The organism is Streptomyces sp. NPDC049541 (assembly GCF_044465725.1).
Taxonomy (GTDB): domain Bacteria; phylum Actinomycetota; class Actinomycetes; order Streptomycetales; family Streptomycetaceae; genus Streptomyces.
Genome location: NZ_JBITLY010000001.1, coordinates 140,159 through 161,736 on the forward strand (window position 1 = coordinate 140,159; position 21,578 = coordinate 161,736).

General features: G+C 66.0%; 20 protein-coding genes and 1 pseudogene. 5 read left to right on the plus strand and 16 right to left on the minus strand.

Annotated elements, in window-relative coordinates; translation table 11 throughout:
- Window positions 1-76: 76 nt before the first annotated feature.
- Both ACIBW9_RS00640 and ACIBW9_RS00645 read right to left on the minus strand, forming a co-directional pair.
- Window positions 77-313 (minus strand): DUF397 domain-containing protein, encoded by a 237-nt coding sequence (locus ACIBW9_RS00640; protein ID WP_398949780.1) that lies wholly within the window; start codon window positions 311-313, stop codon window positions 77-79.
- Window positions 314-1,159 carry a helix-turn-helix domain-containing protein gene (locus ACIBW9_RS00645; protein ID WP_398949782.1) on the minus strand — a complete coding sequence of 282 codons (846 nt, stop codon included), beginning with the start codon at window positions 1,157-1,159 and terminating at the stop codon, window positions 314-316. It lies immediately after the preceding gene.
- Window positions 1,160-1,378: 219 nt separating this feature from the next.
- Between ACIBW9_RS00645 and ACIBW9_RS00650 the strand changes: the two genes are divergently transcribed.
- Window positions 1,379-2,011, plus strand: coding sequence for an ATP-binding protein (locus ACIBW9_RS00650; protein WP_398949784.1), 633 nt, complete (start codon window positions 1,379-1,381; stop codon window positions 2,009-2,011).
- On the opposite strand, the gene ACIBW9_RS00655 is transcribed toward ACIBW9_RS00650, so the two are convergent.
- Window positions 2,008-2,703 (minus strand): HNH endonuclease, encoded by a 696-nt coding sequence (locus ACIBW9_RS00655; protein WP_398949786.1) that lies wholly within the window; start codon window positions 2,701-2,703, stop codon window positions 2,008-2,010. The two genes, ACIBW9_RS00650 and ACIBW9_RS00655, sit on opposite strands and share 4 nt — an antisense overlap.
- A gap of 215 nt (window positions 2,704-2,918) precedes the next feature.
- Here ACIBW9_RS00655 and ACIBW9_RS00660 point away from each other — a divergent pair, with 215 nt between their 5' ends.
- Window positions 2,919-4,085 carry a DNA cytosine methyltransferase gene (locus ACIBW9_RS00660; RefSeq protein WP_398949788.1) on the plus strand — a complete coding sequence of 389 codons (1,167 nt, stop codon included), beginning with the start codon at window positions 2,919-2,921 and terminating at the stop codon, window positions 4,083-4,085.
- Here the strand turns inward: ACIBW9_RS00660 and ACIBW9_RS00665 are convergent.
- The 5 genes from ACIBW9_RS00665 to ACIBW9_RS00685 are packed head-to-tail and all read right to left on the minus strand — an operon-like array spanning window position 4,082 to window position 11,180.
- Window positions 4,082-4,552 (minus strand): very short patch repair endonuclease, encoded by a 471-nt coding sequence (locus tag ACIBW9_RS00665; protein ID WP_398949790.1) that lies wholly within the window; start codon window positions 4,550-4,552, stop codon window positions 4,082-4,084. The genes ACIBW9_RS00660 and ACIBW9_RS00665 overlap by 4 nt on opposite strands.
- Window positions 4,553-4,575: 23 nt before the next feature.
- A complete protein-coding gene (locus ACIBW9_RS00670) occupies window positions 4,576-5,550 on the minus strand; it encodes a hypothetical protein (RefSeq protein ID WP_398949792.1) in 975 nt (324 codons plus the stop codon).
- Between the two features lie 45 nt (window positions 5,551-5,595).
- Complete coding sequence (locus ACIBW9_RS00675) at window positions 5,596-6,564, minus strand: NaeI family type II restriction endonuclease (protein WP_398949795.1); 969 nt, start codon at window positions 6,562-6,564, stop codon at window positions 5,596-5,598.
- A 17-nt stretch (window positions 6,565-6,581) separates the two neighbouring features.
- Window positions 6,582-9,575 (minus strand): Z1 domain-containing protein, encoded by a 2,994-nt coding sequence (locus tag ACIBW9_RS00680; RefSeq protein ID WP_398949797.1) that lies wholly within the window; start codon window positions 9,573-9,575, stop codon window positions 6,582-6,584.
- A 51-nt stretch (window positions 9,576-9,626) separates the two neighbouring features.
- Window positions 9,627-11,180, minus strand: coding sequence for an ATP-binding protein (locus tag ACIBW9_RS00685; protein ID WP_398949799.1), 1,554 nt, complete (start codon window positions 11,178-11,180; stop codon window positions 9,627-9,629).
- 302 nt (window positions 11,181-11,482) lie between these two features.
- On the opposite strand from ACIBW9_RS00685, the gene ACIBW9_RS00690 reads away from it, so the two are divergent.
- The gene (locus ACIBW9_RS00690) at window positions 11,483-11,656 is read left to right on the plus strand and encodes a winged helix-turn-helix transcriptional regulator (protein WP_398952028.1); all 174 of its coding nucleotides are present in this window, start codon (window positions 11,483-11,485) and stop codon (window positions 11,654-11,656) included.
- Between the two features lie 34 nt (window positions 11,657-11,690).
- Here ACIBW9_RS00690 and ACIBW9_RS00695 read toward each other — a convergent pair whose 3' ends face one another.
- The 3 genes from ACIBW9_RS00695 to ACIBW9_RS00705 all read right to left on the minus strand — a co-directional run bounded on the left by ACIBW9_RS00695 (window position 11,691) and on the right by ACIBW9_RS00705 (window position 15,423).
- Window positions 11,691-12,701 carry a hypothetical protein gene (locus ACIBW9_RS00695; RefSeq protein WP_398949801.1) on the minus strand — a complete coding sequence of 337 codons (1,011 nt, stop codon included), beginning with the start codon at window positions 12,699-12,701 and terminating at the stop codon, window positions 11,691-11,693.
- A 62-nt stretch (window positions 12,702-12,763) separates the two neighbouring features.
- Entirely contained in the window at window positions 12,764-13,921 is a 1,158-nt protein-coding gene (locus ACIBW9_RS00700) for an MFS transporter (RefSeq protein WP_398949803.1), read from the minus strand.
- A 29-nt stretch (window positions 13,922-13,950) separates the two neighbouring features.
- Window positions 13,951-15,423: a beta-1,6-galactanase gene (locus ACIBW9_RS00705; RefSeq protein WP_398949805.1), complete on the minus strand. Its 1,473-nt coding sequence runs from the start codon at window positions 15,421-15,423 to the stop codon at window positions 13,951-13,953.
- A gap of 247 nt (window positions 15,424-15,670) precedes the next feature.
- Here ACIBW9_RS00705 and ACIBW9_RS00710 point away from each other — a divergent pair, with 247 nt between their 5' ends.
- Window positions 15,671-16,447 carry a class E sortase gene (locus tag ACIBW9_RS00710; RefSeq protein WP_398949807.1) on the plus strand — a complete coding sequence of 259 codons (777 nt, stop codon included), beginning with the start codon at window positions 15,671-15,673 and terminating at the stop codon, window positions 16,445-16,447.
- Between the two features lie 228 nt (window positions 16,448-16,675).
- Window positions 16,676-16,795: pseudogene (locus ACIBW9_RS00715) on the plus strand (hypothetical protein); the annotation flags it as partial.
- Window positions 16,796-16,907: 112 nt separating this feature from the next.
- Here the strand turns inward: ACIBW9_RS00715 and ACIBW9_RS00720 are convergent.
- The 5 genes from ACIBW9_RS00720 to ACIBW9_RS00740 form a co-directional block, all read right to left on the minus strand.
- Window positions 16,908-17,588, minus strand: coding sequence for a hypothetical protein (locus ACIBW9_RS00720; RefSeq protein WP_398952139.1), 681 nt, complete (start codon window positions 17,586-17,588; stop codon window positions 16,908-16,910).
- Window positions 17,589-17,648: 60 nt separating this feature from the next.
- Complete coding sequence (locus ACIBW9_RS00725; protein WP_398949809.1) at window positions 17,649-19,850, minus strand: glycoside hydrolase domain-containing protein; 2,202 nt, start codon at window positions 19,848-19,850, stop codon at window positions 17,649-17,651.
- Window positions 19,851-19,913: 63 nt separating this feature from the next.
- Window positions 19,914-20,561: an RICIN domain-containing protein gene (locus tag ACIBW9_RS00730; protein WP_398949811.1), complete on the minus strand. Its 648-nt coding sequence runs from the start codon at window positions 20,559-20,561 to the stop codon at window positions 19,914-19,916.
- 91 nt (window positions 20,562-20,652) lie between these two features.
- On the minus strand, window positions 20,653-21,054 hold the full coding sequence (locus tag ACIBW9_RS00735) for a hypothetical protein (protein ID WP_398949813.1): 402 nt from the start codon (window positions 21,052-21,054) through the stop codon (window positions 20,653-20,655).
- Window positions 21,055-21,110: 56 nt separating this feature from the next.
- Window positions 21,111-21,533, minus strand: a complete 423-nt coding sequence (locus ACIBW9_RS00740; RefSeq protein ID WP_398949815.1) for a hypothetical protein — start codon at window positions 21,531-21,533, stop codon at window positions 21,111-21,113.
- Window positions 21,534-21,578 lie beyond the last annotated feature (45 nt).

The window sequence follows — 21,578 nt, forward strand, 5'->3', positions numbered from 1 at the left end:
CGCCGCGGAACTGCCTCGTCAGTGCGCCAAATCTCCGGACTCCTCCAGGAAGGCGTCTCGGTGTGAGGTCTCGTCACTAACGGTGAAGCGGGCTCTCCCTTCCCACGCCGCTGGCGTTCGTCGAAGAGGCCGCCAGGAAGCTGGCCCACGCCTTCGCGGAGACCGTGAGGTGTTGGTGCCCAGGTCGCTTCGAGTCCCGAATGAGCACTCCGGACGCTATGAAAGCGGCCTCTACGCACTCGGTCGTGTTGGCGCCGCTGTATGACGACTTGAACCAGGCGAGCTCGGAGACAGGCTGGGGGCCGATGGACATCTACAGCTCCTTGCGGGCGCGGTGGATCATGGCTGAGGAAGCTTCCATGTCCAACGCTTGTGCGCGCAGGTACTCGAACGCAAGTCTGTATCGCTCCAGTTCCTCGTCCTTCTCCAGGAAGAGGGAGCCAGTGTGGAAGTCGACGTATACGACGTCGAGGGCCGGCTCGGTGCTCCCGATGATGACGAAGCTTCCGAGTGCGGCGCCGTGGGCGCCCTTGGAGAAGGGCAGCACCTGAAGCGTTATGTGAGGTGACTCATTCGCTTCGAGTAGCCGGTCGAGCTGCTCCCTCATCGTTGCCGGTGACCCGACGACGCGGCGGAGCACGGACTCGTCGAGGATTGCCCACAGTTTCAACGGTTTCGGGCGGGTGAGGATCTCTTGCCGCTTCATACGGATGTCGACCAGCCGCTCGATCTCGGCCTGCTCTAGGGGTACTTCGTTGGCCTTCTGCAGCGCGGAGCTGTAGGCACGCGTTTGCAAGAGACCAGGGACGTAGACGCACGAGAAGTGGCACTCGCGCACGGCTTCGTCCTCAAGCGTGAGCAGCAGGTTCATGCTCTCTGGAATGTCGTCAGCGAAGGAACTCCACCAGCCTTGTTGCCTGGCGTCCTTGGCCAGTCCAACAACGGCCTTGCGCTCAGCTTCTGTCGCCCCGTACTCACGGCACAGCGCGTCGATGACGATCCACTTGACGGGCCCGGACTGGGTTTCGTATCTGCTGACCGTCGCCTTGGATACGCCGACGAGCTGCCCGGCCTCCTCAAGTGTCAGGCCCTTTCGGGCACGCAACTTGCGCATCGTTGCGCCCAGTTGGCGACGACGGGTTGTGGTCCGTTCGGGCATGCGGCTCCTTCGCCATGTGTCGGGCGGCAGGCCCGGACATCCCATCAGGCTAGGCAGTTGCGACGCCCCCCTGCGCCAGATTCACCCGATAGATTCTCGTGAGAAGTTACACGGTGAGAGTTCTCTGTGTCATGCTCGCCCTCAGACCGCTACGCAGTGCAGCCGTACGGACACGGCAGGCGCAGCATGTGCGTGGCTTGGGAGGGAGGAGTGGTCCGCATGCCTGGCTACGAAGTCACCGAACCCCGACTCCGCTGTGTCCTGCCCTTTGAGGCGGCGCCGGCGGAAGTGCGCTTACTGCGGAAAGCCGCCATCACGCAGCTGAGCCGGTGGGGAATGCCCGTGGTCGCTGACGAAGCAGAACTGCTTGTCACCGAGCTGGCAACGAACGTCGTTAAGCACGTCGGCGAGGGCGCGCCCGCGAGTCTGATCCTTGAGTGGCGAGGCGAGCGTCTCCGCCTTGAGGTGCACGACAAGAGCCAGGCAGTACCATCGCCGGCCTCGGCGGACTGTGCCGCCGAGTGCGGTCGAGGCTTGCACCTGCTCGCGGCCCTGGCAGTCGACTGGGGCACGGTGCTGACCGCGGTCGGCAAGGCCGTCTGGTGCGAGATCCCAATCGGTGCAGGGCGCCCCTGCCGACGCCTTGAGCGGGCCGCCGAAGTACTTGAGAGCTATCAAGGCGCCAGCGGCGGTCTTGCTCTGCGGGGGAGCAGGCGGGGTACCGGACTTGAGGAGTCAGCAGTCGAACTGATCGCGGACTTGCTTCACTGGACTGCTGCTCGCGGCCACGATCCAGACGACATCCTCGATCGTGCTCAGATGCACTACGAGGCCGAAGCGGATGCGGCTTAGTGGGCGGCCTTCTGAGCAGACTTGCGTATCTGCTCCCGCAGAGCGGCCGGTGTGCGCCACGATTCTCCGGGACGGCTCCTGTGGCACATGCGGTGGCAATTGGCGCACACGCAGGCCAGGTCGTCGAGCCTGGTCTCCCGAGTGCCGGAGACGTAGAGGGGAGTGACGTGATGCACTTCGATGTAGCCCTCGCCCAGGTCTCCGTAGGTGTGGGCGAAATCGAAGTCGCAGACCTCACACCGAAGCGCGCGCCCGTGCCGTTGCATCTGCTTGATCTTCAGCATGCGCAGTTTCGGGTCCCGCTCGCGAGCAAGCAAACGCCTGACGAGGAGCCGTCCCTCAATCGCTGTGGCTCCCGTGTCGTCAATCTCGTCGGGCTGCGCAGGGACTCTGTACAGCTCACCCGAGGCGATGCCCTCTTCTATTGCGTGGGCGGCCTGGAGCATCTCGGCCTCACGAGCCATGAAAGCCTCCACCATGAGCCGCGTGGGCTTGCCGCACCGAGTGGGTTTCCCGGAGTAGGAGACGTGGTTCGTCGCGAAGTCCGACGTCTTGCGGCTGACGCTGTCGGGGGACCGGAAGTCGGGAAGCGCTCGCTCTTCAGGGCTGTGAAGAGGCAGAGACCGAAGCAGCTCAGACAACTCCTGGACCTCGCGCTCCCTGGTGCGCAACTCGCGCCAGCCGTTCTTCACGACGAGTGCTCCAGCCAGAACGAGTTCGTCTTCAGCCCACGTAGGTGCCCTCATGAGCAATATCGTATGAGTGTTCGGTGTCGCGGAGGGTGCGTTCAGCGAAGCGCGGGGCGTACTGCACACTTGGTGAGGTCTCGTTGTCAGTGGGGTGTGTCACCCTCAGTGATGGCAGATTGCGAGATGTGTCTGCCGCTGTACGGCTGTAAGGAGGGGGCATGACCCACACGAAGGAACCCGAAGACGCCAACGCGTTGGGGTCGGGGCGCGACTTCACATCAATCGAGATCTGCGCCGGAGCGGGGGGACAGGCCATCGGACTCCATCAGGCAGGCTTCAGACACCTGGCCTTGATCGAGATCGACAAGTACGCCGTGGCCACGCTGCGCGAGAACATTGAGGTGCACCCGAAGTGGGAGTGGGAGCGCGACAACTGCGACGTCCTATGTCAGGACGTGCTGGAGTTTGAGCCCGAGCGTGATCTGAAGAAGAGCGCAGGCCTCTATCGCCAGGGTGAAGTTGATCTGCTGGCTGGCGGTGTGCCGTGCCCGCCGTTCTCCCATGCAGGCAAGCAGCTCGGGGAAGACGATGAACGTGATCTCTTCCCCCGTATTTTGTCCCTGGCCGAGCTGATCCGCCCCCGAGCCGTGATGATCGAGAACGTCCGCGGACTCATGGATGCCAAGTTCGATGACTACAGGTCGCGGATCCGGGCCAGCCTTGAGGAGATGGCGCCCACCGACGACGGCCTGCCTGGCTATGAGGTCGTGGGATGGGAGGTGTACGAGGCGGAGAAGTTCGGCGTACCGCAACTCCGGCCCCGCTCCATCCTTGTGGCCTTCCGAAGGGATGTCCTCAAGGACCTGAAGTACGAAGCCCCTGCGCCCAGTGCCAAGAGAGTCTCGGTCTTCAAGGCGCTGGAGAAGACGATGCTGGAGCGCATCCGGCCTTTTGAAAATGGGCCTCTGGCCGCGCAGGCGCAGCGGGTCTTCGATGACTGGAAGCGGGATGCTGCCAAGGACGTGGCTCCCACGCTTGTCGGTGGCTCCAAGAAGCACGGGGGCGCCGATCTCGGTCCCAGCCGGGCTAAGAAGGCATGGCGAGCGCTGGGCGTCTCGGGCATGGGCGTGGCTAACGAGCCCGTGGACGGTAAGCCGACAGGCACTGAGGACAGGGATCTGTTCGGCGACGACGGTCCAATGCTTACCGTGCGGCAGGCCGCCATCATTCAAGGGTTCCCGACGCGCTGGGACTTCAGTGGAGGGAAGACGGCCCAGTACCGGCAGGTCGGAAACGCGTTTCCGCCGCCTGTTGCGAAGGCCATTGGTGAATCGATCATTGACGTGCTGAGGGCAGCACGGGAGCGCGACCAGAAAAAGGTTTAGCTTTCCGGCTTCGCCTTCCTGGCGGCGTTGCGGCGCTTCTCGACCTCGGCTGCGATACGTGCGGCGCAGTCTGCAGAGGGCTCATGCTCCCAGAATCGGAGCACCGTCCAGCCTGCCTCTTCAAGGCGCTGGTCGGTGTCCCGGTCGCGGGCCATGTTCCGGGCAACCTTGTCCGACCAGTAGCCGGGGTTGGTCTTCGGCGGAACGTAGTGCTCTGGGCAACCGTGCCAGTAGCAGCCGTCGATGAATACGGCCACCTTCGCCGGCCCGAAGACCATGTCCGCTGTCCGGCGAAGGCCCGGAAGCGGCTTAGCGGCGACTCGGTAGCGTAGGCCCTGGGCGTGGACGAGCCGCCGGATGAGCCACTCCGGCTTGGTGTCCCTGTTCCGGATGGCCTGCATGTTCCGTCGTCGTGCCGCGGATGACGCCCAGGAGCCGACGGGAGGTTCCCAGTCTGCTTGGGTCATGTCCGTGGCCTCCCGGTCCTCACTCACAAAATGTCGCCGCTGTTGCGAAGGTCGTCGACTAGGGTATCCAGGCCCTTCAGAGCTGATGTCCGAGCTCGGGAGGTCCCTTCTTGACGGAGTGCTTCCAGACTGGGCCAGCGTTCGAGGGGTGAGACGCCTGCCGGAAGCTCGTTCACTGCCATCCAGGAACCGACCCAACCAGGGCACAAATGGTAGGTGCGATCTTCGATGCTCTCTCGCGTTACCTTTTCCGCGCGGGGGAATTCGGCAGTCGCAAGGGCGTATGGAACATCAGGGCGATAACGAGTCAATGGCACCATCTGTGCCGCTTCAGTTCCTCGGTCGGATCGCCAGGACCACTTAGATGATAGGGCTGCTACGAGCCGTCCGCCATCATCGATGATCAGGATGTCGCTTTTCCTGCCTCCCACATCCCTGCGCATATGCAGTCCGCGAATATGAGTAAGCGGGACTTCATGACGGACCTGCCAGCCGGACGGCAAGCTGTTTCTTAGGAAGTAAATGAGGAGGTCGCGGAACAGGGCTCCCCGTGTAATGGGGTGCAACTCAAGAGGTCTGTTGAGAGTGATTCCTCTGGTGCTCACGACATGCGTCCACAGCGAGAGTACGGCTAGTTCGGCTGACGTGCGTCGACGATAGCCGTGCCCTCGTTCTGCGTCTTTAACCTTGTCGTCCAGGCGGAATGTTCTCACTTCGGGGGCCCAGGCAATGGGTCCGGAGGTGTGAGATGCCCCGTCAAGGCGGAGGCCAGCGGAGTCATATGCTGTGTAGCCGGCGTTTATCAGCCAGGCTGGGTTCCAGCCGAGCTTCTGACGCTTGACTGCGCCTTCAAGCGTTTCACTCTCATTGAGTTCAATCTTGGCGGCGTCAGCAAGCTTGGAGTCACTCCAGCACAGTCCGAGAATGACTGCGCTGATGGCTTCCGGGTCGGCGAGGTGCTTGTCGACGAGATCCTGTTGATCAGGCGTGAGTGGCATAAAAGTGTTCCGGGTAACGGCTGATTGCGTTATTGAGGGCGCGGGCTAGACGAGCTTTGTGTGGGACGGAAGCAGTGGGGCAGGCTCTGGAGGGTCATCTTCATCGGCAACTGCCCAGTTTTGGCCGTCAAGTTCAATTTGGGGGCCGACTGCGTGGCGCGCGACTGCTCGCGCCACGCGCACGCTCACAAATTCTCCCTCGCCCGGTTCTGGTAGTCCAAGCTTCTTCGCAACTGCCCGGTGACTGTCGTAATCGCCCATGATGAGGATGCCCTCGGGCCTGAGCGCCGATCGTGACCCTCCGTTGCCGCGTACCCGCTTCATGTAGTCCTTCTGCTGGGCCACAGTCCGCACTACGTTACGGCTGATGCGTCGTTTCTGAACGCGCCGGAACAGCTCGTTGAGCCGTTGCTGGCCGGACTGCGGTGCGAAGACTGCGTCGCGCTCGAATGGGTCCATGTGGAGGAGTACGTTCTCCGGAAGTTCCGCATTGCGCCAAAGCCAGTGGATTTTGTCCCGATGTATGGCTTTTATGGTGAGCTTGGCGTCACGGTTGCTTCCTTGGTTCAGCCACTCTTCCCGTACCCGGAAGAGGCCAGCGCTCCAGCGACTCTCCTGGTCGTTTGCCCATACGAGCAGGCAGAGATGGCCCCTGGCCTCGGGTGGGATCATCCAGCCGCCGAAGCTCTGCGAGTACTTGCAGTCCACCTCGATCTCGGCGATCTGGTAGTCCATCGCCTTGCCGTCTGCGAACTTGAACTCTCTCTGCAGATTGATCTCGACAAGAGTGCCCGCGTGGGTCCTCTCGGTCTTGTACAAGGATTCCCAGGCGAAGCGTCCTGTGTTCTCTCCGTTCAGCAGCTGATCAATCGTGTTCCGAAGCACTGCTGCGAATCGTTCCCCCGAGGGGTCCATGCGAGTGATCTCAGCGTGTACGGCCTGGAGCTCGGCGTCGAGTCGCAACTCGTCCGCCAGGCGGATGCTCTGTGCGGTATGTATGTCGATGGGCAGCAAGTGATCCCCCCCCAGACTCAACTAAGCGGAATCGTAGCGTTATTGCGGTGCCGGGAGTCTTTCGCGCGGAACCGCACCAGGCGGCGGTCCGAGCTCATAGCTGAGTTCGGCGGGATCAGGGTGAAGGCCATCACGATCTTTGATGGGTCGGCTGATCCGTTGCGGACGACCCCGTGGACGTCGCTGTGCTTGTAGCCATCGACGACGGGGTACAGGAGGATGACCCCAGTTGCGGGCCCGACTTCGCCGTTCTGGGCAGCGTGCAGACCGAGAGGGGCGGCCGCGTTGTCGATGAGACGCTGTGCTGCGGTGCGGTGTTCGACGCTGGCGATGCGCCCGAAGGAGGTCTTATCAGCCTGCCGCTTTCGTCGGACCAGGGAAAGGGGGGCGGAGCCGAGGATGCTGGCTTCGACACGTGTGCTTGCGGCCAGGCGGGGCGAGATGAGCAGCCAATTGTCCACCTTGGCCAGCGAGCCGTCGAGCTGCCTCAGATAGGTCAGGTGAGGCTCGAAGTAGCGTGGACGCTCCCACTCAAGCTGGGACAGGACACCCAGGAGATCGTCGTGAGCAATGATCCCGGTGAGTGCTTCGAAGGTACGCGTCAGCGCGCTTGAGCTGTCTGGCGGATTGCTGAACGTCACCGGCGTCGTAGCGAGTGCGTCCAGAAGGGGGCGCCAGCGTTCGGTGTTTCGCTTGTGAGCCGCACTGTTGTTCAGCGGGTATGAGGCGGGCTCGATGGGACGCCCGGGGGATCGGATCTCTACGAGTTCCGCGTTGAACATCTTGTTGCGTGCGGACGGTCTGACCCAAGGCAGGTGTTGTGCGACAAGCGGGGGCACCTCCATGGGTGTCAGTTGGGGCTGTCCGTCGACCACCGTGGCGTACTGGGACAGCTGCTCTCGAAAGGTCTCCTCGTCGCGGCAGATCGCTTCATATGCTTCATACAGATCCACGGATTTGTCGCGGCCGAAGGGCTCTTCCCTCCCGATGTAGAGCCTGACCAAGTCCTGATAGCCAGGCCTGAACCCGAACCAACGCCCCATCTGCATCAGCGTGTCCGCCTGTTGGGTAGTACGCCGGTAGTAGGTGATGGTGAGGCCCTCCACAGTGAAGCCACGTGACAGCTTCGTACCGCCCACGAGGATCTTCCAGACGTGCAGGGTCCGGTCGAAGTCGAGGTCGAGCTGATCGAAGTAGCGATCGCTGTCACCGTTCACGACAATGACCGGCTGGCCGTTTGAACCGATGCGCCGCCGCGCCTCGCTCACGTAGGGACGAAGCTCCTCGTACGTAGCCGGCGACGGGAGGCCAGGTGCACGTGCCTCGCTCACCGGGATGATGTCTGTCGCCCATAGAGAAGCAAGTCGTTCATGGCCGGCCGCGGAGCTGTATCCCGCCTGGTGCCACATGGAGTTGATGCGCAACGCGAGGTCGGCGTGATCGTCCTTGCGTACGGATTGATGTACGAGCATCGTGTGGTGCCGGAACGGGCCTTCTGGAACGCCGTGGTCGATCCGATAGAGCTTGAGAGCACCGGAGAGGACGAAGGCGTCCATGGCCTCCTGGAGGCGGTCACCCGTCGACTCGTATATGCCGCGGACGTGTGCCTTCTCCTGGGAGTTGGCGAATGTCCGCTCATCTTCCGCTACCGGAGAGTCCAGATCGTGGAAGTCCTGAGCTCCCATGTAACCCGTCGGGCGTGGAAGTGAGATCAGGAAATCGCTCGGGAAGATGTCTTCGTCATCACCAGGGTCAACGAAGACATTGGCGAACGGAGTTGCCGTATAACCCACGTACTGCGCCCGCGGGAGCAGCCCCAGGAGCTGAGAGATCAGCCCGTTGATCGCGGTGCGGTCGGGTTTGCCCGCCTCCCACTTCTTCGGGTCCAGCGTGTTCACGGAAGCCTGGTCGGACTCGTCGTCGATGATCAGGGCGGGGAGTTCGCCGAGCAGGCCGTGGATCTGCTTGAGGTCTTTGACGAGCTTGGTGAGGACGGACTTGTTCTTTTTCACCACCAGCACGCGGGCCGCGGTGTGATGGAGGTTAGCCGGGTCGTGCAGCGGGCGGGTGGGTTCGCGCTTCTCGAATTCCAGCGCTCGGATGCCCTGGGCCAGGCTCTTGTAGTCGTCGTCCCGGGTCGTCAGGCGCTCGATGTCGAAGGCGCCCAGGGCGGAGGGGCGCCCGCCGTGCTGGACGAAGTCGGGCCAGTCGGCGTCGTCGTCGCTGACGTAGTCGATGCCGACGAGGGAATCCAGATCGGTGATGTCGGCGCCGCGCAGGATGTTCTCCTGGCCGATCAGTTCCATGTCGAGGCGGCGCTGGGTCTGCGCGCGCAGGAGGTTCAGGGTGCCACCGAGGACGACGACCAGGCGGTAGCCGGCGTCGATGGCCTTGGCGGTGACTCCGGTGAAGTTCGCTGTCTTGCCCGACTGGACGTATCCCACGACGAGGCCCTTCGCCTGCCGGGCTGCGGGCTGTTCGGGGTCGGTGAGGCGTTCGACGACCGCTCGGCTTGCCTCGTCCAGGCCGGCTATCGCTGCTTCCGACCAGCCCTTGGCGCGGAGCTTCCCCTCGTACGACGTCCAGTAGAAGGACCGGGCGGCCGTGCGCTCAGGGGTGTACCAGGGGGTGAACTCGCGGGTGATCACCGTGGGGCCGGGGAGCTTTGCCACGGGAACCACGTCGTCCAGTGCCTTGCGCAGATCGCTGCCGAACCGCAGACGGTCGTACACGACCGTCCGTCGTTCGTCGGTGCGAGCGGGGGTGCCGAGTGCCCACTGAGGGTCCTCCGCGAAGTCCCAGGCGGTGAGGTGGCGGCTCCAGAGGGCGGTCAGTGCGTTGTCCGCACCGACCAGGCTCTCGTGGAAGCGCTCTTCGCTGAGATCGGCGTCCGGATGGTCCTCGTCGGCGGCCAGCGCGGCCCAGCGTTCGAAGTGCTTGGGGCCGTTGACCATGCCTGCGAGAGCGGAGGCATGGATGTCCAGGAGAACGTCGGCGGGGGTGTGGCTCATGTGCGGGCCTCAATCAGCGGTCAGTGGAGACGGGGCGAGTGCCGTACGGCGTCAGGAGAACGCCTGGTTGCGCCGTAGGCGATGAGCGTCCGCGGAGGCGAGGAGGATGGTGTTCCAGTAATCCATGCGGTCCTGGCGGCTTCGCTCCCAGCGTCCAAGCCCGAAGCAGTCCTCAAGAAGTAGATACAGCAGGGTTTTTGTGACCGGAGCGTCGTTCGCGCCGCCCCGTCGGCCGTCGTTGAAGTCCTCGCGGTAGTCCTTGTTGAGGATGACGCCGTTGTTCTCCCGGTCCAGGTCGAAGAACCGGTCCCGGGGAAGCGATCCCCAGGTGAAGGTGATGGGTTCCTCGCCCGGTTTCTCCGGGAGTTCTTCCTTGATGACCCGCTTGACCCTCGGGTCCAGGCCCTTTCCTGGAGGGGTGACCGCTTTCCGGACGATTTCCGTGCGCCTCGAACCGTCCCGATAGGCGGCTTCGGCGTCGCTGAGGTACTGGTGGAAGGTGTTTCCGGCGGCGTCCACTGCCTTGTCCACGCCGAGAGTGAAGGCGGGGGTGACCGTGACCCGTTCCTTCTTCACGTCGAGACTCAGGACGCTGTTCTCGTGCGAGGGGAGATCCACGGCGACTCGGGCCAGTACGAGATGCCCTTCGGGATTGCGCAGGCCGTTCCAGCCGCCCGCCTGCACCAGGCGGTCGTTCCGGTAGAAGTAGAAGCCCTGACGCTCCGCGAGCGCGCCGATCTGCCGGAAGCCCGCCTGCTTCGACTTGGCCGGCCAGATGTGGGCGGTCAGGCGCATGTCGCCGATGCCCTCCACGGGCGCGGTGAACTGCCGGGGGTACCCCTTCTTCCCGGGCACCTTGTACCCGAAGGGGTCGAGCGCCTCTACGCTGATGTGGTCCACCTCTTCGCCGAGCTCGTTCGCGCTGCTGCTCACGTCCCATACCGCTATGTCCAGCTGGAGACCACGCTGCAGGAAACGGTGGAGGTAGAGGCCGAGGTGGGTTTCCAGGCGGACGATGGCCTGTGAGAGGTACTGGTCGCTCTGGCCCGGCGTCACGGTTTCGAAGGCGCGCACCCGGTCCCACCGTACGACCGTGCCCTGCCACTCGATGATGCCGTCGTACCGGTCGACGAGATCCTGTGCGTAGCGCGGGTCGACGGTGTCGCAGCGGAAGCTGTCCTCGATTCCCTCGGCGGTGAGGCGGCGGCCCGCGGCGCGGCTCCGCTTCGTGCGACTGACCACGGTGAGGGACGAAGCATGCGAGAGCGAAGCGGCCTTGAGACCGGTGCCGTACATGCCGAGGGCGTGATCGCCGTAGGTGCGGCGCCTACCGACCGTCATCGCGTCATCCAACCCGGCCTCGTCCATTCCTCTGCCGTTGTCGATGATCAGCAGCGTCAGGATCCGCTCGGCGTCACGCAGGAAGTGCACGACGATCTTGTCTGCGCCCGCGTCGATCGAATTGTCGATCAGGTCTGCCACGGCGACTTCGAAGCCATAGCCCTGGTTGGTCAGAGCCCTGCCGTAGCCGGCGTCCGGCGGCAGATGCGTGCTGCCGGTGGTGGGGACGTCGTACTGCCAGACAGTGCCGGGTTCGTAGGGCATGGTTCCCCCGTGTGCGCGCAGATCAGGGCCCAACCACATGGTGGCGGCCCGTCAGTTCATCGATATGTGTGACGGTACTGCAAAGGTTGGACATAGGGGTGGTTGACCTGTGAAGTAGTGAGATAAGTCCCGTATTTTCCAGGGGATCTGAGCGTGAAGCTTGCCGTCGAGGCCGCCCGCTTCCTTGGCACTGTCGTGCCTCAGTGGCCCGCCTCAAAGGCGCCTCGCGTCGCCTTCGGCGATGGCCCTGCGGGCCACCCTTGACCCGGGCAGCTCTGGCGCGGGGTGGAAGCGAGCGGGTGATGGAGCGCAATGGGCTCGTCGAGCGGCGGGCGCATTCGACCGCTCCGCCGCGGGTGGAGTGCACCCTCACCCTGGCGGGGCAGGGGCTGCTGGCGACTGTTGATGGGATGTGTGTGGACATATCAGCACTTCCAGCGCATCGAGGCCGGCCGGTGGCGCTTCGACGAGGGTGAAGGCGGCTGACGGGCGGCCAGGCGGCCGATACTGCTACGCCCCGTGACACCCCTCATAAACCCGCCCCGACCCACACCAACACCCAGCCCCCCGCTGCGGCGGCCACTCCACAGCGCGCCCCCGGGCCGCCAGCGTCGTCGCATACTGCGGCAACAGCTCCGCCTCCCCAGGCGAAGCCATCTCCGAGGCCGCGAAGGCCTCATAAGAAGGCACCGTCCCCGTCACGATCCCCAGGTTGGGCGTGCCGGAGGCCGCCAGCTCCCGCAGTGACCCCTCTATCGTCGCCAGGTGCTCCTCATGGGAGGGGTACTCGGCGGCCAGACTCGGATACGCCTCCACCAGTTCCGACAGTTCCCCCGCCGGCCAGTGCAGCACCGCGACCGGGAACGGACGGGACAATGCCTCCCGATACGTCCCCAATTCCGCCCGTAGACGCGAGATCTCCGCCGCAAGCTCCGCAGGGTTGTCCGAGCCCAGGGACCACACCCGTTTCGGGTCGTGCAGTTCGTCCAAGGACACCGGGGACGAGTGGTGCAGGTCCGCCACCGTGTCCCATTCGTCGTGGGCGACGCCCAGCATCCTGCGTACCCGGTGGCGGCCGAACAGCAGTGGGTGCGTCGAGTACGGGGGTTCCTCCACGTCCGTCAGGAGCACACGCGCCCCCTCCGTGAAGGTCTCCTCAGCCGCTTCCAGCTCGTCGTGGGCCTCCAGGGACTCCGCCACGATCACCCAGGGGGCCGGGTCGCGCGGGGACGCTGCCCGGATGCCGTCGATGATCGCTCGGGCCTCGGCCTCGTGGCCGTACTCCCACAGGTTCGAGGCCTTGAGGGCTCGTACCAGGTAGGGGTTCTCCAGGCCCGCCTGGGAGGACAGCAGGCGGTCGTAGAGGGTGGTCGCGGCGGGGCGGTCGCCGGCCAGTTCCAGGTGGGCCGCGGCCTGGAGGAGCAGGGCCTCGGCGTCCTCGGGATACAGGCCGGCGGTCCGCTCCAGGCGGGCCGCTTCGGCGGTGTGGTCGACGTTCTCGGCAGGCGTGTCGGGGCGCATGAGGGAAACCGTACTGCCCATCCGTGGCGAAGAAGAGGTATGTGCTGGTCAAAGGGCGGGGATCACGCGGCCCCCTCGGTACGCCCGCTCGCCGCCCACACCATCGGCACCAGCGCGGCCGCGACGATGCCCGCCCCTACGTACAGCGGAGCCGTGTAGCCAAGGCCCGCGCTGATCGCGAGCCCACCCAGCCACGCCCCCACCGCATTGCCCACATTGGACGCCGACACGTTCGCGCTCGCCGCCAGCGGGACCCCCTGGGCGTGGTCCGTGACGCGGGTGATCATGCCCGGGACCTGGGCGAAGCCGAACACGCCCGTGAGGAAGACCAGGACCACCGAGGCGGCTGCGCTGCCTGCCAGCAGGCCGAACACGGCGAGCGTGGCCGCCAGCGCCGCCAGGGACACGATCAAGGTCACGTCGCGGTTGTGGTCCGCGGCGCGGCCGCCCGCCAGGTTGCCGAGGACCAGGCCGCTGCCGTAGACGACAAGGAGCCAGGCCACGTCCGTGGCCGAGAAGCCCGTGACCTCGGTGAAGGTGTACGCGAGGTAGCTGAAGGCGCCGAACATGCCGCCGTAGCCGAGGGCGGTCGCGGTCAGGGTCAGCCAGACCTGGCGGGAGCGCATCGCCCGTAGCTGCCCTGTCAGGGAGCCCTGCCGAGCCACCGACTTTCCCGCCCACCCCGGCACCAGGACCGCGATCGCGACCGCCGCGACCACCCCGATCCCCGTGATCGCCCAGAACGTCGCCCGCCAGCCCCAGTGGTCGCCGACCAGGGCGCCGAAGGGGACCCCGAGCACGTTCGCCACCGTCAGGCCCGCGAACATCACCGCCACCGCCCGCGACGCCCGTTCCGGTGGGACCAGGCGGCGGGCGACGAGGGAGCCGATGCCGAAGAACGAGCCGTGGCACAGGGCGGCGATCACCCGTCCCAGCATCATCACGGGATAGTTCGGCGCGAGGGCCGAGATGAGGTTGCCGAGGACGAACAGCACCACCAGGCCGGTGAGGACCGGCTTGCGGGGCAGCCTCGCCGTCGCGGCCGTCAGCGCTATCGCGCCCACCGCGACGGTCAGGGCGTAACCGGAGATCAGCCGGCCCGCCGCGGCCTCCGACACGGCGAGGCTCCGGCCCACCTGCGGCAGGAGCCCCGCGATCACGAACTCCGTCAGGCCGATGCCGAAACCGCCGAGCGCGAGCGCGACCAGCCCGGCGGGCATCCTGCCGGAGGGAGCGGAGGGCGCGGACGTCAGATCGTCACCCCGTCTATCTGCAAGGTCTGTACCGCCTTCCCCGCCATCGACACCGACACCGACTTCCCGCTCAGGAACGTGTCCGAGTACGACCTGTACAGGTCCCCGCCCGTCGTCACGGTGTTCCAACGGGGGACCAGATCGCCCGAACCGCCGGTCACCGTGGTGAAGTTGGAGAGGTTGAAGGTGAAGGTCTGGGCCGAGGTCGAGGTGTTCAGTGCCACGATCACCAGGCGTTTCGCGCTGGAGTCGTAGGCCGCGACCGCGTTGCTCACGCCCGTGTCGAGGATCTTCATGCCCGGGCGGATGTGCCGGCTGAACTGGGCCATCGTGTAGTACTTCGTCTGCACCGCGCCCGCCTGCAGCGTGCTCGCGTCGTACGCGATCATCGCCCAGTTCGTCGACGGGTCCATGACCTGCCAGTAGACCCAGGCGGTGGGGTGCAGCCAGCGGAAGTCGTAGAGGAGGTTGAAGGCGAGCGTGTAGCCGGTGCCGTCGTTGTCGCCGGTCTCCGAGTTCCACAGGGCCTTGCCGGCCGTCGTCACGACATCCGAGTACAACAGGTCCCTGCGGCCGCCCGAGCCCTGGTAGCCGTGGACGTTGACCCGGTCCACATAGCCCTTGGTCGTCGAGGAGAAGGAGTTCCAGGTCGTGCGGGCGAGGTCGTAGCTCGTCTCGTCCGAGGCGGAGATCTTCGTGCTCGTCAGGCCTCGCTTGTCCAACTCGCTGCGCACGTACGGCAGTACGGCGGACTGGACGGTCGAGTCGATGTGGCAGCCCTCCTGGGTGCCGGTCGCCGTCCACCAGTTGGAGCTCGGCTCGTTGAAGGCCTCGACCGTCGCGAAGTTCACGCCCCAGTTGTTCTTCGCGTAGAGGGCCACCGCCGCCAGGTGGGAGGCGTGCTGGCGGTAGTTCCAGGACTGGAGGTTGTTGCCGCCGTCGGAGGCGCCGGACGGGTTGTGGTTCAGGCACATCCACCACATGGGGGAGTTGGCGAACAGCTCGGTGGTCGCCCCGCGGGCCACGGCCTTCGTCAGCATCGCGCGCTGGGTGGCGTCCGCCGTCCACTTCCAGGCCGAGGACGTCGGGTCCTCGTTGCTCCAGTCCTGCCAGTAGCCCTCGATCTGCTTGAACGCCGGGATGTTGGGGGAGGCGACCATGCTCGCGCCGCTCACGGTGTTCCAGCTGCAGGCGCCCAGGTTGTAACGGGCGATGTTCAGGCCCAGGCCGGGCAGCGAAGTCCCGTTGTACGTCGTCGACTTGGTGGTGAAGAAGATGTCGGCGAAGTCGTCCCGCGCGCCGAACACATTGGCCCACCAGGCCAGGGAGGTGCCCCAGCCCTCCCAAGTGCCGTACGACGTGCCGGGGTTGACGGCGATCGTGGCGTCCGCGCGTGCGGTGCCGGTCGCGAGAGCGCTGCCGAGGAGGGTGCCGCCCGCTGCGGTCAGCAGGGTTCTGCGTCGGATCATGGCTTCTCCGCCTTCGCTGGGACCTGGCCCGTCAGGTCACTGGAGGGAAGCATCGGGTGTGACGGGTGGGGTTGTCGAGGGTTGTGGCAGCCCTTTCTAAAACCGCTGTACGAAGTGCCGAACGGTCCCTGTCGTACGGCTCTCGTACGGCTGTTGTACTGCTGTCCCAAGGCCGGCGCCGTGCGGGTCTGGTGACTTCGGCCTCCCTCCCTTATCGTGCGGGCGGCCCGGTGAAGGAGGCGTAGGGATGCGCGTTCCGGTCGTGCAGCACACCACCCGGCGGCAGCGCGCGCGCCGCCGACGTGCGCTGTGGACCGGTGGCGAACTCCTCGTCACCGCGGGCCTCGTGCTCCTGCTGCTCGTCGTCCACCAGCTGTGGTGGACCAACCGGGAGGCCAGGCGCGGCGCCGAGCGCGAGGTGGAGGCTCTGGAGCGGGAGTGGCGCGACGGGGCCACCGACAGGGGCGACGACTCCGGTACGTCCGTCCCGGCCGTGACGCCACGGCCGCGCACCGGCACCAGCACCCGCGAACAGACCGCCACTGTGCCCACGCAGCGCCGCCCCTCCTGGTCCCAGGCCTATGCCGTCCTCGCCATCCCCCGCCTGGGCCTGCGGGTCCCGGTCGCCGAGGGCGTCAGCAAGCAGGATGTCCTCAACAAGGGGTACGTCGGCCACTACCGCGGCACCGGGCAGCCCGGCCAGGTGGGCAACTTCGCGCTCGCGGGGCACCGGAACACGCACGGCGAGCCGTTCCGCTACATCAACCGGCTGCGGGCCAAGGACCTCGTGGAGGTCGAGACGAAGACCGCGACCTACACCTACGCCGTCGACAAGACGCTCCCGCGGACCTCGGCCGGTGACTCGGGTGTCGTACGCCCGGTTCCCCGCTCGATCGTCGAGCCCGGCTACGGGTACTCCGAGCCCGGCTACTACATCACGCTGACGACCTGCACCCCGGAGTACACGTCGAGGTACCGGTTGGTGGTGTGGGGGAAGCTGGTGTCGATGCGGCCTCGGTCCTAGGTCAGTCCTAGGTCCTGTCTGGAATTCGGATCACGATGCGGTGGATCGTCTGCGCACCTGAGGCCCGGCCTTGATGGATCGTCAGTCATTGCGCGAGGCGATCTCACCGACGAGCAGTGGGCCCCGATCGAGCTGGGCGGCGCCTGAGGCGTCGCGTGGAACGCGGCCCTCGCTGGATCGGTCTTCCTGGTGACGGCGTCCACACGGGCAGTTCACCACGGGGGATCCATGCTGAACTTCCAGTTGCTCGGCGCGGTCTCCTGCGGGGGTGGATCCACCAGTGAGCTGGCGCGGCGGCTCGCGGTCTCCGCCGCGGCGGTGTCCCAGCACACCGCGGCCCTGCGTGAAGCGGGTCTGATCGTCACTCGGGGCCACGGGCGGGGCGTTCATCACAGCCTCACCCCGTTGGGGGTGTGTCGCTCGACGGCGGGCGCGGCGCTGCCCCGGCGGCTGCCGCGCTTCAGCAGCCCAGGGCCAGTACGCCCGCGCCTTCTCCGGGAGTGTGACCCGCCCGGCGAATCCGGTCGGCGACCTTCGAAAGAAGGGGGTCGGCCGGTGCGACGCCGATCTCGAAATGTGCTTCGTACGAGCGACGGAAAGTCCCGCCCCACCGCACGACGTTCTCGCACTCCTTGAGGATGTCTGCGACGACGGCGCGCTGTTGCGGGAACATGCCGTCCGTCGCTCCGGGCGGATAGGCGCCGGGGCGGATGGCCACAGCGGTGCCGGAGGCGTGGTTGGTCAGGTGTCCTTGGAGGGCCCGTCCGGGAACGCGATAGCCGATGACCTCGTCCTGGACGAGAGTGTCGATCTCGTAGTGGTAGCGCCGCAGGACGTACTGGAGGACTGTCGAGACCTCTCCGAGGCGCAGCGCGACGCGGACGGCGCTGCCGGCGACGGTCTGGGTCCAGATGGAGCCGCCGATGTCGGCGCCCTTCTCGACGGGCCAGCCGTTGGCGCTGTGTGCTCCGGTGATCGGACGGTCGCCTTGGTGGCCCGCGGGCACCTTCGAGGAGGGAGAGCCGTCGGGGGCGGCCGCGGCGGACGGGGCGGACATGGCATCGAGACCGGTGGCGATCACCAGGCCGACGCCGGTCGTCACCACCGACCGGCGGGACGGTCTTCTGCCGGGTGTGGGCATGATAGGGGTGCCTTTCGTCGGTCGGATCGGGAGGGTGGTGGCGGGCCACGGGGTGCCGGGTCAGGCGCGCAGGGGCGCGTTGTACTTCTCGAAGACCCTGTACATGCCGATCATCGCCTCGCCGTAGGGTTCGGCCTCGACGCCTGGTCCGTTGTACCGGGCCATGACGCGCTGGCTGTTCTCCTCGCTGTAATCCAGCCCGGGGCGGGGCAGATGCTTGTCGTCCGCGCCCCAGACCAGCGCCGCCGCCATGGACTGGATGTTGTAGACGTCGTCCGTGTTCAGCTTCTGCCAGACGGCCCAGATGTCGTCTCCCTTCGTCGGGTCCATGAGGGTTCCGGAGATGATCCGCTGGTTGATGCTGTAGTTCCGGCCCTTGATGGCGGTGGCCGCCTGGATCTGGCCGATCCCGGTGCTGCAGTCGTCGCGGCCGGTCGGGAGTCCACTCGTGTAGTGGAGCCTGACGGCGTCGTCCGCGACGGGGTCGGCGATGTTGAACTTGCGCATCTCCCAGAGCAGTGGGCACTGGATGAGGGCTTTGCGCATCCTGTAGTGGCGCGCCAGTTGTGTGGTCAGCCAGTCGAAGCCGATCAGCGCGTCCAGGCACTCGGTGGTGGTGCGGACGGTGCCGTCGTTGCCGTTCGGGCCGCCCTTGTCCGGCACACCGAGACTGTTCAGGAAGTAGTTCTGGATGTCGGCGAGCAGGGCGTCCCGCCGGGCTCTGTCGAAGCCGACATCGAGTGCGGAGTCGTCGGATTCGTCGTCGAAGGTGTTCTGTCCCTCGTCAAGACCGGAGACGATGTTGTTGTCGATGGAGATCAGACCACTGCCGGAGCCGACGGAGATCGTGGAGATCTGGTCGAACGACCAGTCGAGGGGGTGGGGGTAGCCGAGGTTTCCCGAGAATCCGGTGGACATGTCGCACAGGAAACTCGCCGATGTCAGGCGCTCCGCCGCGACCCGGCTGCAGACGTTGCGGGGCCCGTAGATACCGATCTGGAACTCGCGCCCGTACTCGTCCATGGTGGCCTTGATGCCGCGGAAGTGCGGGATGATGTGGTCGGTGACCTGGTAGTCCAGGGCGTCGAAGTCGACGGCGAAGTAGATTCGCGTACCGGACCGGAATCCATAGTGCCGGGCGCGCTGGATCGCCGCGTGGGCGTCGGCGATGCCTTGCTCCCGCTTGAAGTAGGCCGCCTCTCCGCCGTACGTCTGATAGATCGGGAAGACGCTCAGGCCCTGGGAGGCGATGAGCCTGGTTTCACCAGGTCGGAGCCGCTTGTCCAGGCTTGAGCCCGCCACGTTCGACAGATAGCGGCCGACATGGCGGTAGCCGGCTGCGTAGAGGGCCTTGGCGCGTTCGAGCGTGACCTCGGTGACCGTGTCGCAGGCCGTGCCCGCACGGGTGTTGTCGCCGGTGGACACCAGCAGCGAGGCCCATGTCTGGAAGTCGCCACGGCCGGTCTCCGGCAACCGTACGAAGCGCTGGAAGTCGCGTGTGGCGGCGGCCAGGTCCGGGCCGAACCCGTCGACGAGCCGCACGCCGGGCCGCCTGTTGAACAACATCGCCGTGCTGAAGAGGTTGACCCACACGCCTTCCTGGCCCTGCGAGACGGGATGATCCCGCAGCCCCTGCTTGGTGGCCGGGCCGAAGACGCCGTTGGCGACGTCGTCGCTCATGCCCAGCTCGAACTGGATGGCGTAGAGGAGGGCCTTCTGGACGTCCCGCGAGAAGTTGCCGTCGCAGGGGATGATGAAGAAGTTCCGGCGGCCGGTATAGCGGCCGTTCAGCCATTGCTGGGCATAGCGGATCCAGTCGTTCCCGCCCTCGACGACGACGTACGGGTCCATGGTGAGCAGGGCTTTGAAGACCTTCGGTGTCACACCGTCACCGGGGTAGACGGTACCGACGCCCATGTCCTTCTTGAGCCGGGTCACCGATTCCGAGACGAGCCCGGAGTAGTCCCCGTTGATCCGGTCGCCGTCGTAGCCCTTGCAGTACAGCCCCGCCTGAATGATCTTGCAGATCTGTTCGTGCGGGGTGCCGGCGTTGAAGACGGGGAACTTGGACGTCAGGGCCGACAGGGTGGCCGGTCCGAAGGTGTCGGACAGCGTGGCCAGGCCCAGCTCGTACTGGAGGGCCCGGGTGAGCGCGTACATCACGCTCCAGCCCGTCTTCCCGTTCTCCTCCACCTTCGGGATGCCGGACACGTTGTAGGAGTTGATGAACTTCTGTGCAGCCGTCACCATGGCGTCCGCCACGTCGTGCCCCCTCGTCGGTGATCGTCGGCCTGTCCTGGAGCGGTGCCGCTCGGTGCCGCGGCGTCAGACCCAGTCCTGGTAGATGCCCCCGTTGCAGCTGGTGGTGCGGAATCCGCTGTCGTCGCTGTCGTCGATGCAGCGGCCGGTGGCCTGGTTCTTGAAGGTGAGCCGCACGTTGTGATGGCGGCTGATGAACCAGCTCACGTTCGTCGAACTGTCGCAGTCCTGGGTGTCGAACCCTCGCGGACCGTCGTAGAGGCATCCGTCGGTCACCAGGTTCCGGAAGCGGCGTGTGCCGTCGTTGAAGACGTGCACCTCCCACTTCTGGTAATCGCCGCCGTTGCACGGGAAGGTGCGGAACCCATGGGCGCTGTCGTCCATGCACCGGGTGGTGCCCAGGCTCTGGAAGGTGTTCACGACACGGAGGGTGGCGATCGGCCCGCTGGACGCGGCCGCGGTGCCGGCCGTACCAGCGGTGGTGGCCAGCGCCCGGCGCACAGGAGCACGGACGTCAGCAGTGGCGTGATGGACTTTCTCATGGCCATGGGCCTTTCCCTCATGGGCCACCGTGATGATCACGGTGGCGAAGACGACACCGGTGTACGGGCAGGAGTACGGCGTTTCCCCAGGAGACGGTGCAGCCAGGGCGATCAACGCCTCCATCAACTGCTGGAAGGTGCCCTGCCCGACGCAGATGCGGAAGCGGCACATCACCGCGGATCCACCGGACCGTGAAAGGGTCCAGCAGCGTGCGGACGGACCCTTTCCGCAGGCGCGACGGACTCTTCTGCAAGAGCCAGGGTCAGGCGTACAGCCTGACGGAGTTCGTCGGTGTGAGGTCCGTCCACAGACCGCCCCCACAGTTGTTGATGTTGAGGTCCCACGCCACGCTTCCTGTGCCGTTGTACCCCGTGAAGCCCTTGACGCCCGCGCCGCCCGTCTGGCAGTTCAGCACGGTGTAGTCGCCGATGAGGTTGTGCACGTTGTAGGTGCCGTAGTAGTAGAAGTCGTACACCTTCGGGTGGTTGGGGCTGTCGTCCCAGATGTCGCCCTGGTAGATGCAGACATGACCGGTGTTGCAGGCAGCGGTCTGCGCGGTGCGGGGTGACAGGACCGGGGCGGCGGACGCGGCCGTGGATGCGGTGACGACCATGGGGACGGCCAGGCCCAGACAGGCCAGTAGCGCGACGAGGACGCGACGCATGGTGATCTCCTGACGGGAATGCGTGGGGCGGGTGGGGGGTGCTTGCTGCGCTGTTCTCACCGGCACTGCGGTACGTGCGGCTGCCATTGCGACGGCGAACCGGTCGTCACGTACCAGTCGTTGATGAATCCGCCGTCGCTGTCGAAGTCGAGCGCGAACCAGTAGCGGTCGCCGTGGCCATCCGCGTCGCCGTCGCCCGTGGTCCAGCAGGCGAGCATCATGGTCTGGCCGTTGTAGTAGCGGTGCCCGGTGGTGCCCGAGCCGTAGCTCGGCCCGTTGTGGGAGGCCAGATAGGACCCGGCGGATATGCCGGTCACCGACGCGCACCACACCGTGTGCCCGTCGTGGTCACAGGCCCAGCCCGCGGCCGAGGCCGGCGAGGCGGCCGTGCCCACCGCGACGGCGGCCAGCGCCAGCGTGCAGGCCAGCGCGGCGGCGCGACGGCGTACGGGTCCCGCCTGGCTGACGTGACTCTTCATGGGTGTCCCCCGATCGTCGATTCCGCGGCGCCTCAACGTAGGTGC

Excerpts from the sequence above, each read along its gene's own strand:
- ACIBW9_RS00640 (WP_398949780.1), bottom strand. The coding sequence starts at position 313 with ATGTCCATCGGCCCCCAGCCTGTCTCCGAGCTCGCCTGGTTCAAGTCG.
- ACIBW9_RS00645 (WP_398949782.1), bottom strand. The coding sequence starts at position 1,159 with ATGCCCGAACGGACCACAACCCGTCGTCGCCAACTGGGCGCAACGATG.
- ACIBW9_RS00650 (WP_398949784.1), top strand. The coding sequence starts at position 1,379 with ATGCCTGGCTACGAAGTCACCGAACCCCGACTCCGCTGTGTCCTGCCC.
- ACIBW9_RS00660 (WP_398949788.1), top strand. The coding sequence starts at position 2,919 with ATGACCCACACGAAGGAACCCGAAGACGCCAACGCGTTGGGGTCGGGG.
- ACIBW9_RS00665 (WP_398949790.1), bottom strand. The coding sequence starts at position 4,552 with ATGACCCAAGCAGACTGGGAACCTCCCGTCGGCTCCTGGGCGTCATCC.
- ACIBW9_RS00670 (WP_398949792.1), bottom strand. The coding sequence starts at position 5,550 with ATGCCACTCACGCCTGATCAACAGGATCTCGTCGACAAGCACCTCGCC.
- ACIBW9_RS00680 (WP_398949797.1), bottom strand. The coding sequence starts at position 9,575 with ATGAGCCACACCCCCGCCGACGTTCTCCTGGACATCCATGCCTCCGCT.
- ACIBW9_RS00685 (WP_398949799.1), bottom strand. The coding sequence starts at position 11,180 with ATGCCCTACGAACCCGGCACTGTCTGGCAGTACGACGTCCCCACCACC.
- ACIBW9_RS00690 (WP_398952028.1), top strand. The coding sequence starts at position 11,483 with ATGGAGCGCAATGGGCTCGTCGAGCGGCGGGCGCATTCGACCGCTCCG.
- ACIBW9_RS00695 (WP_398949801.1), bottom strand. The coding sequence starts at position 12,701 with ATGCGCCCCGACACGCCTGCCGAGAACGTCGACCACACCGCCGAAGCG.
- ACIBW9_RS00700 (WP_398949803.1), bottom strand. The coding sequence starts at position 13,921 with ATGCCCGCCGGGCTGGTCGCGCTCGCGCTCGGCGGTTTCGGCATCGGC.
- ACIBW9_RS00705 (WP_398949805.1), bottom strand. The coding sequence starts at position 15,423 with ATGATCCGACGCAGAACCCTGCTGACCGCAGCGGGCGGCACCCTCCTC.
- ACIBW9_RS00710 (WP_398949807.1), top strand. The coding sequence starts at position 15,671 with ATGCGCGTTCCGGTCGTGCAGCACACCACCCGGCGGCAGCGCGCGCGC.
- ACIBW9_RS00720 (WP_398952139.1), bottom strand. The coding sequence starts at position 17,588 with ATGCCCACACCCGGCAGAAGACCGTCCCGCCGGTCGGTGGTGACGACC.
- ACIBW9_RS00730 (WP_398949811.1), bottom strand. The coding sequence starts at position 20,561 with ATGTGCCGCTTCCGCATCTGCGTCGGGCAGGGCACCTTCCAGCAGTTG.
- ACIBW9_RS00735 (WP_398949813.1), bottom strand. The coding sequence starts at position 21,054 with ATGCGTCGCGTCCTCGTCGCGCTACTGGCCTGTCTGGGCCTGGCCGTC.
- ACIBW9_RS00740 (WP_398949815.1), bottom strand. The coding sequence starts at position 21,533 with ATGAAGAGTCACGTCAGCCAGGCGGGACCCGTACGCCGTCGCGCCGCC.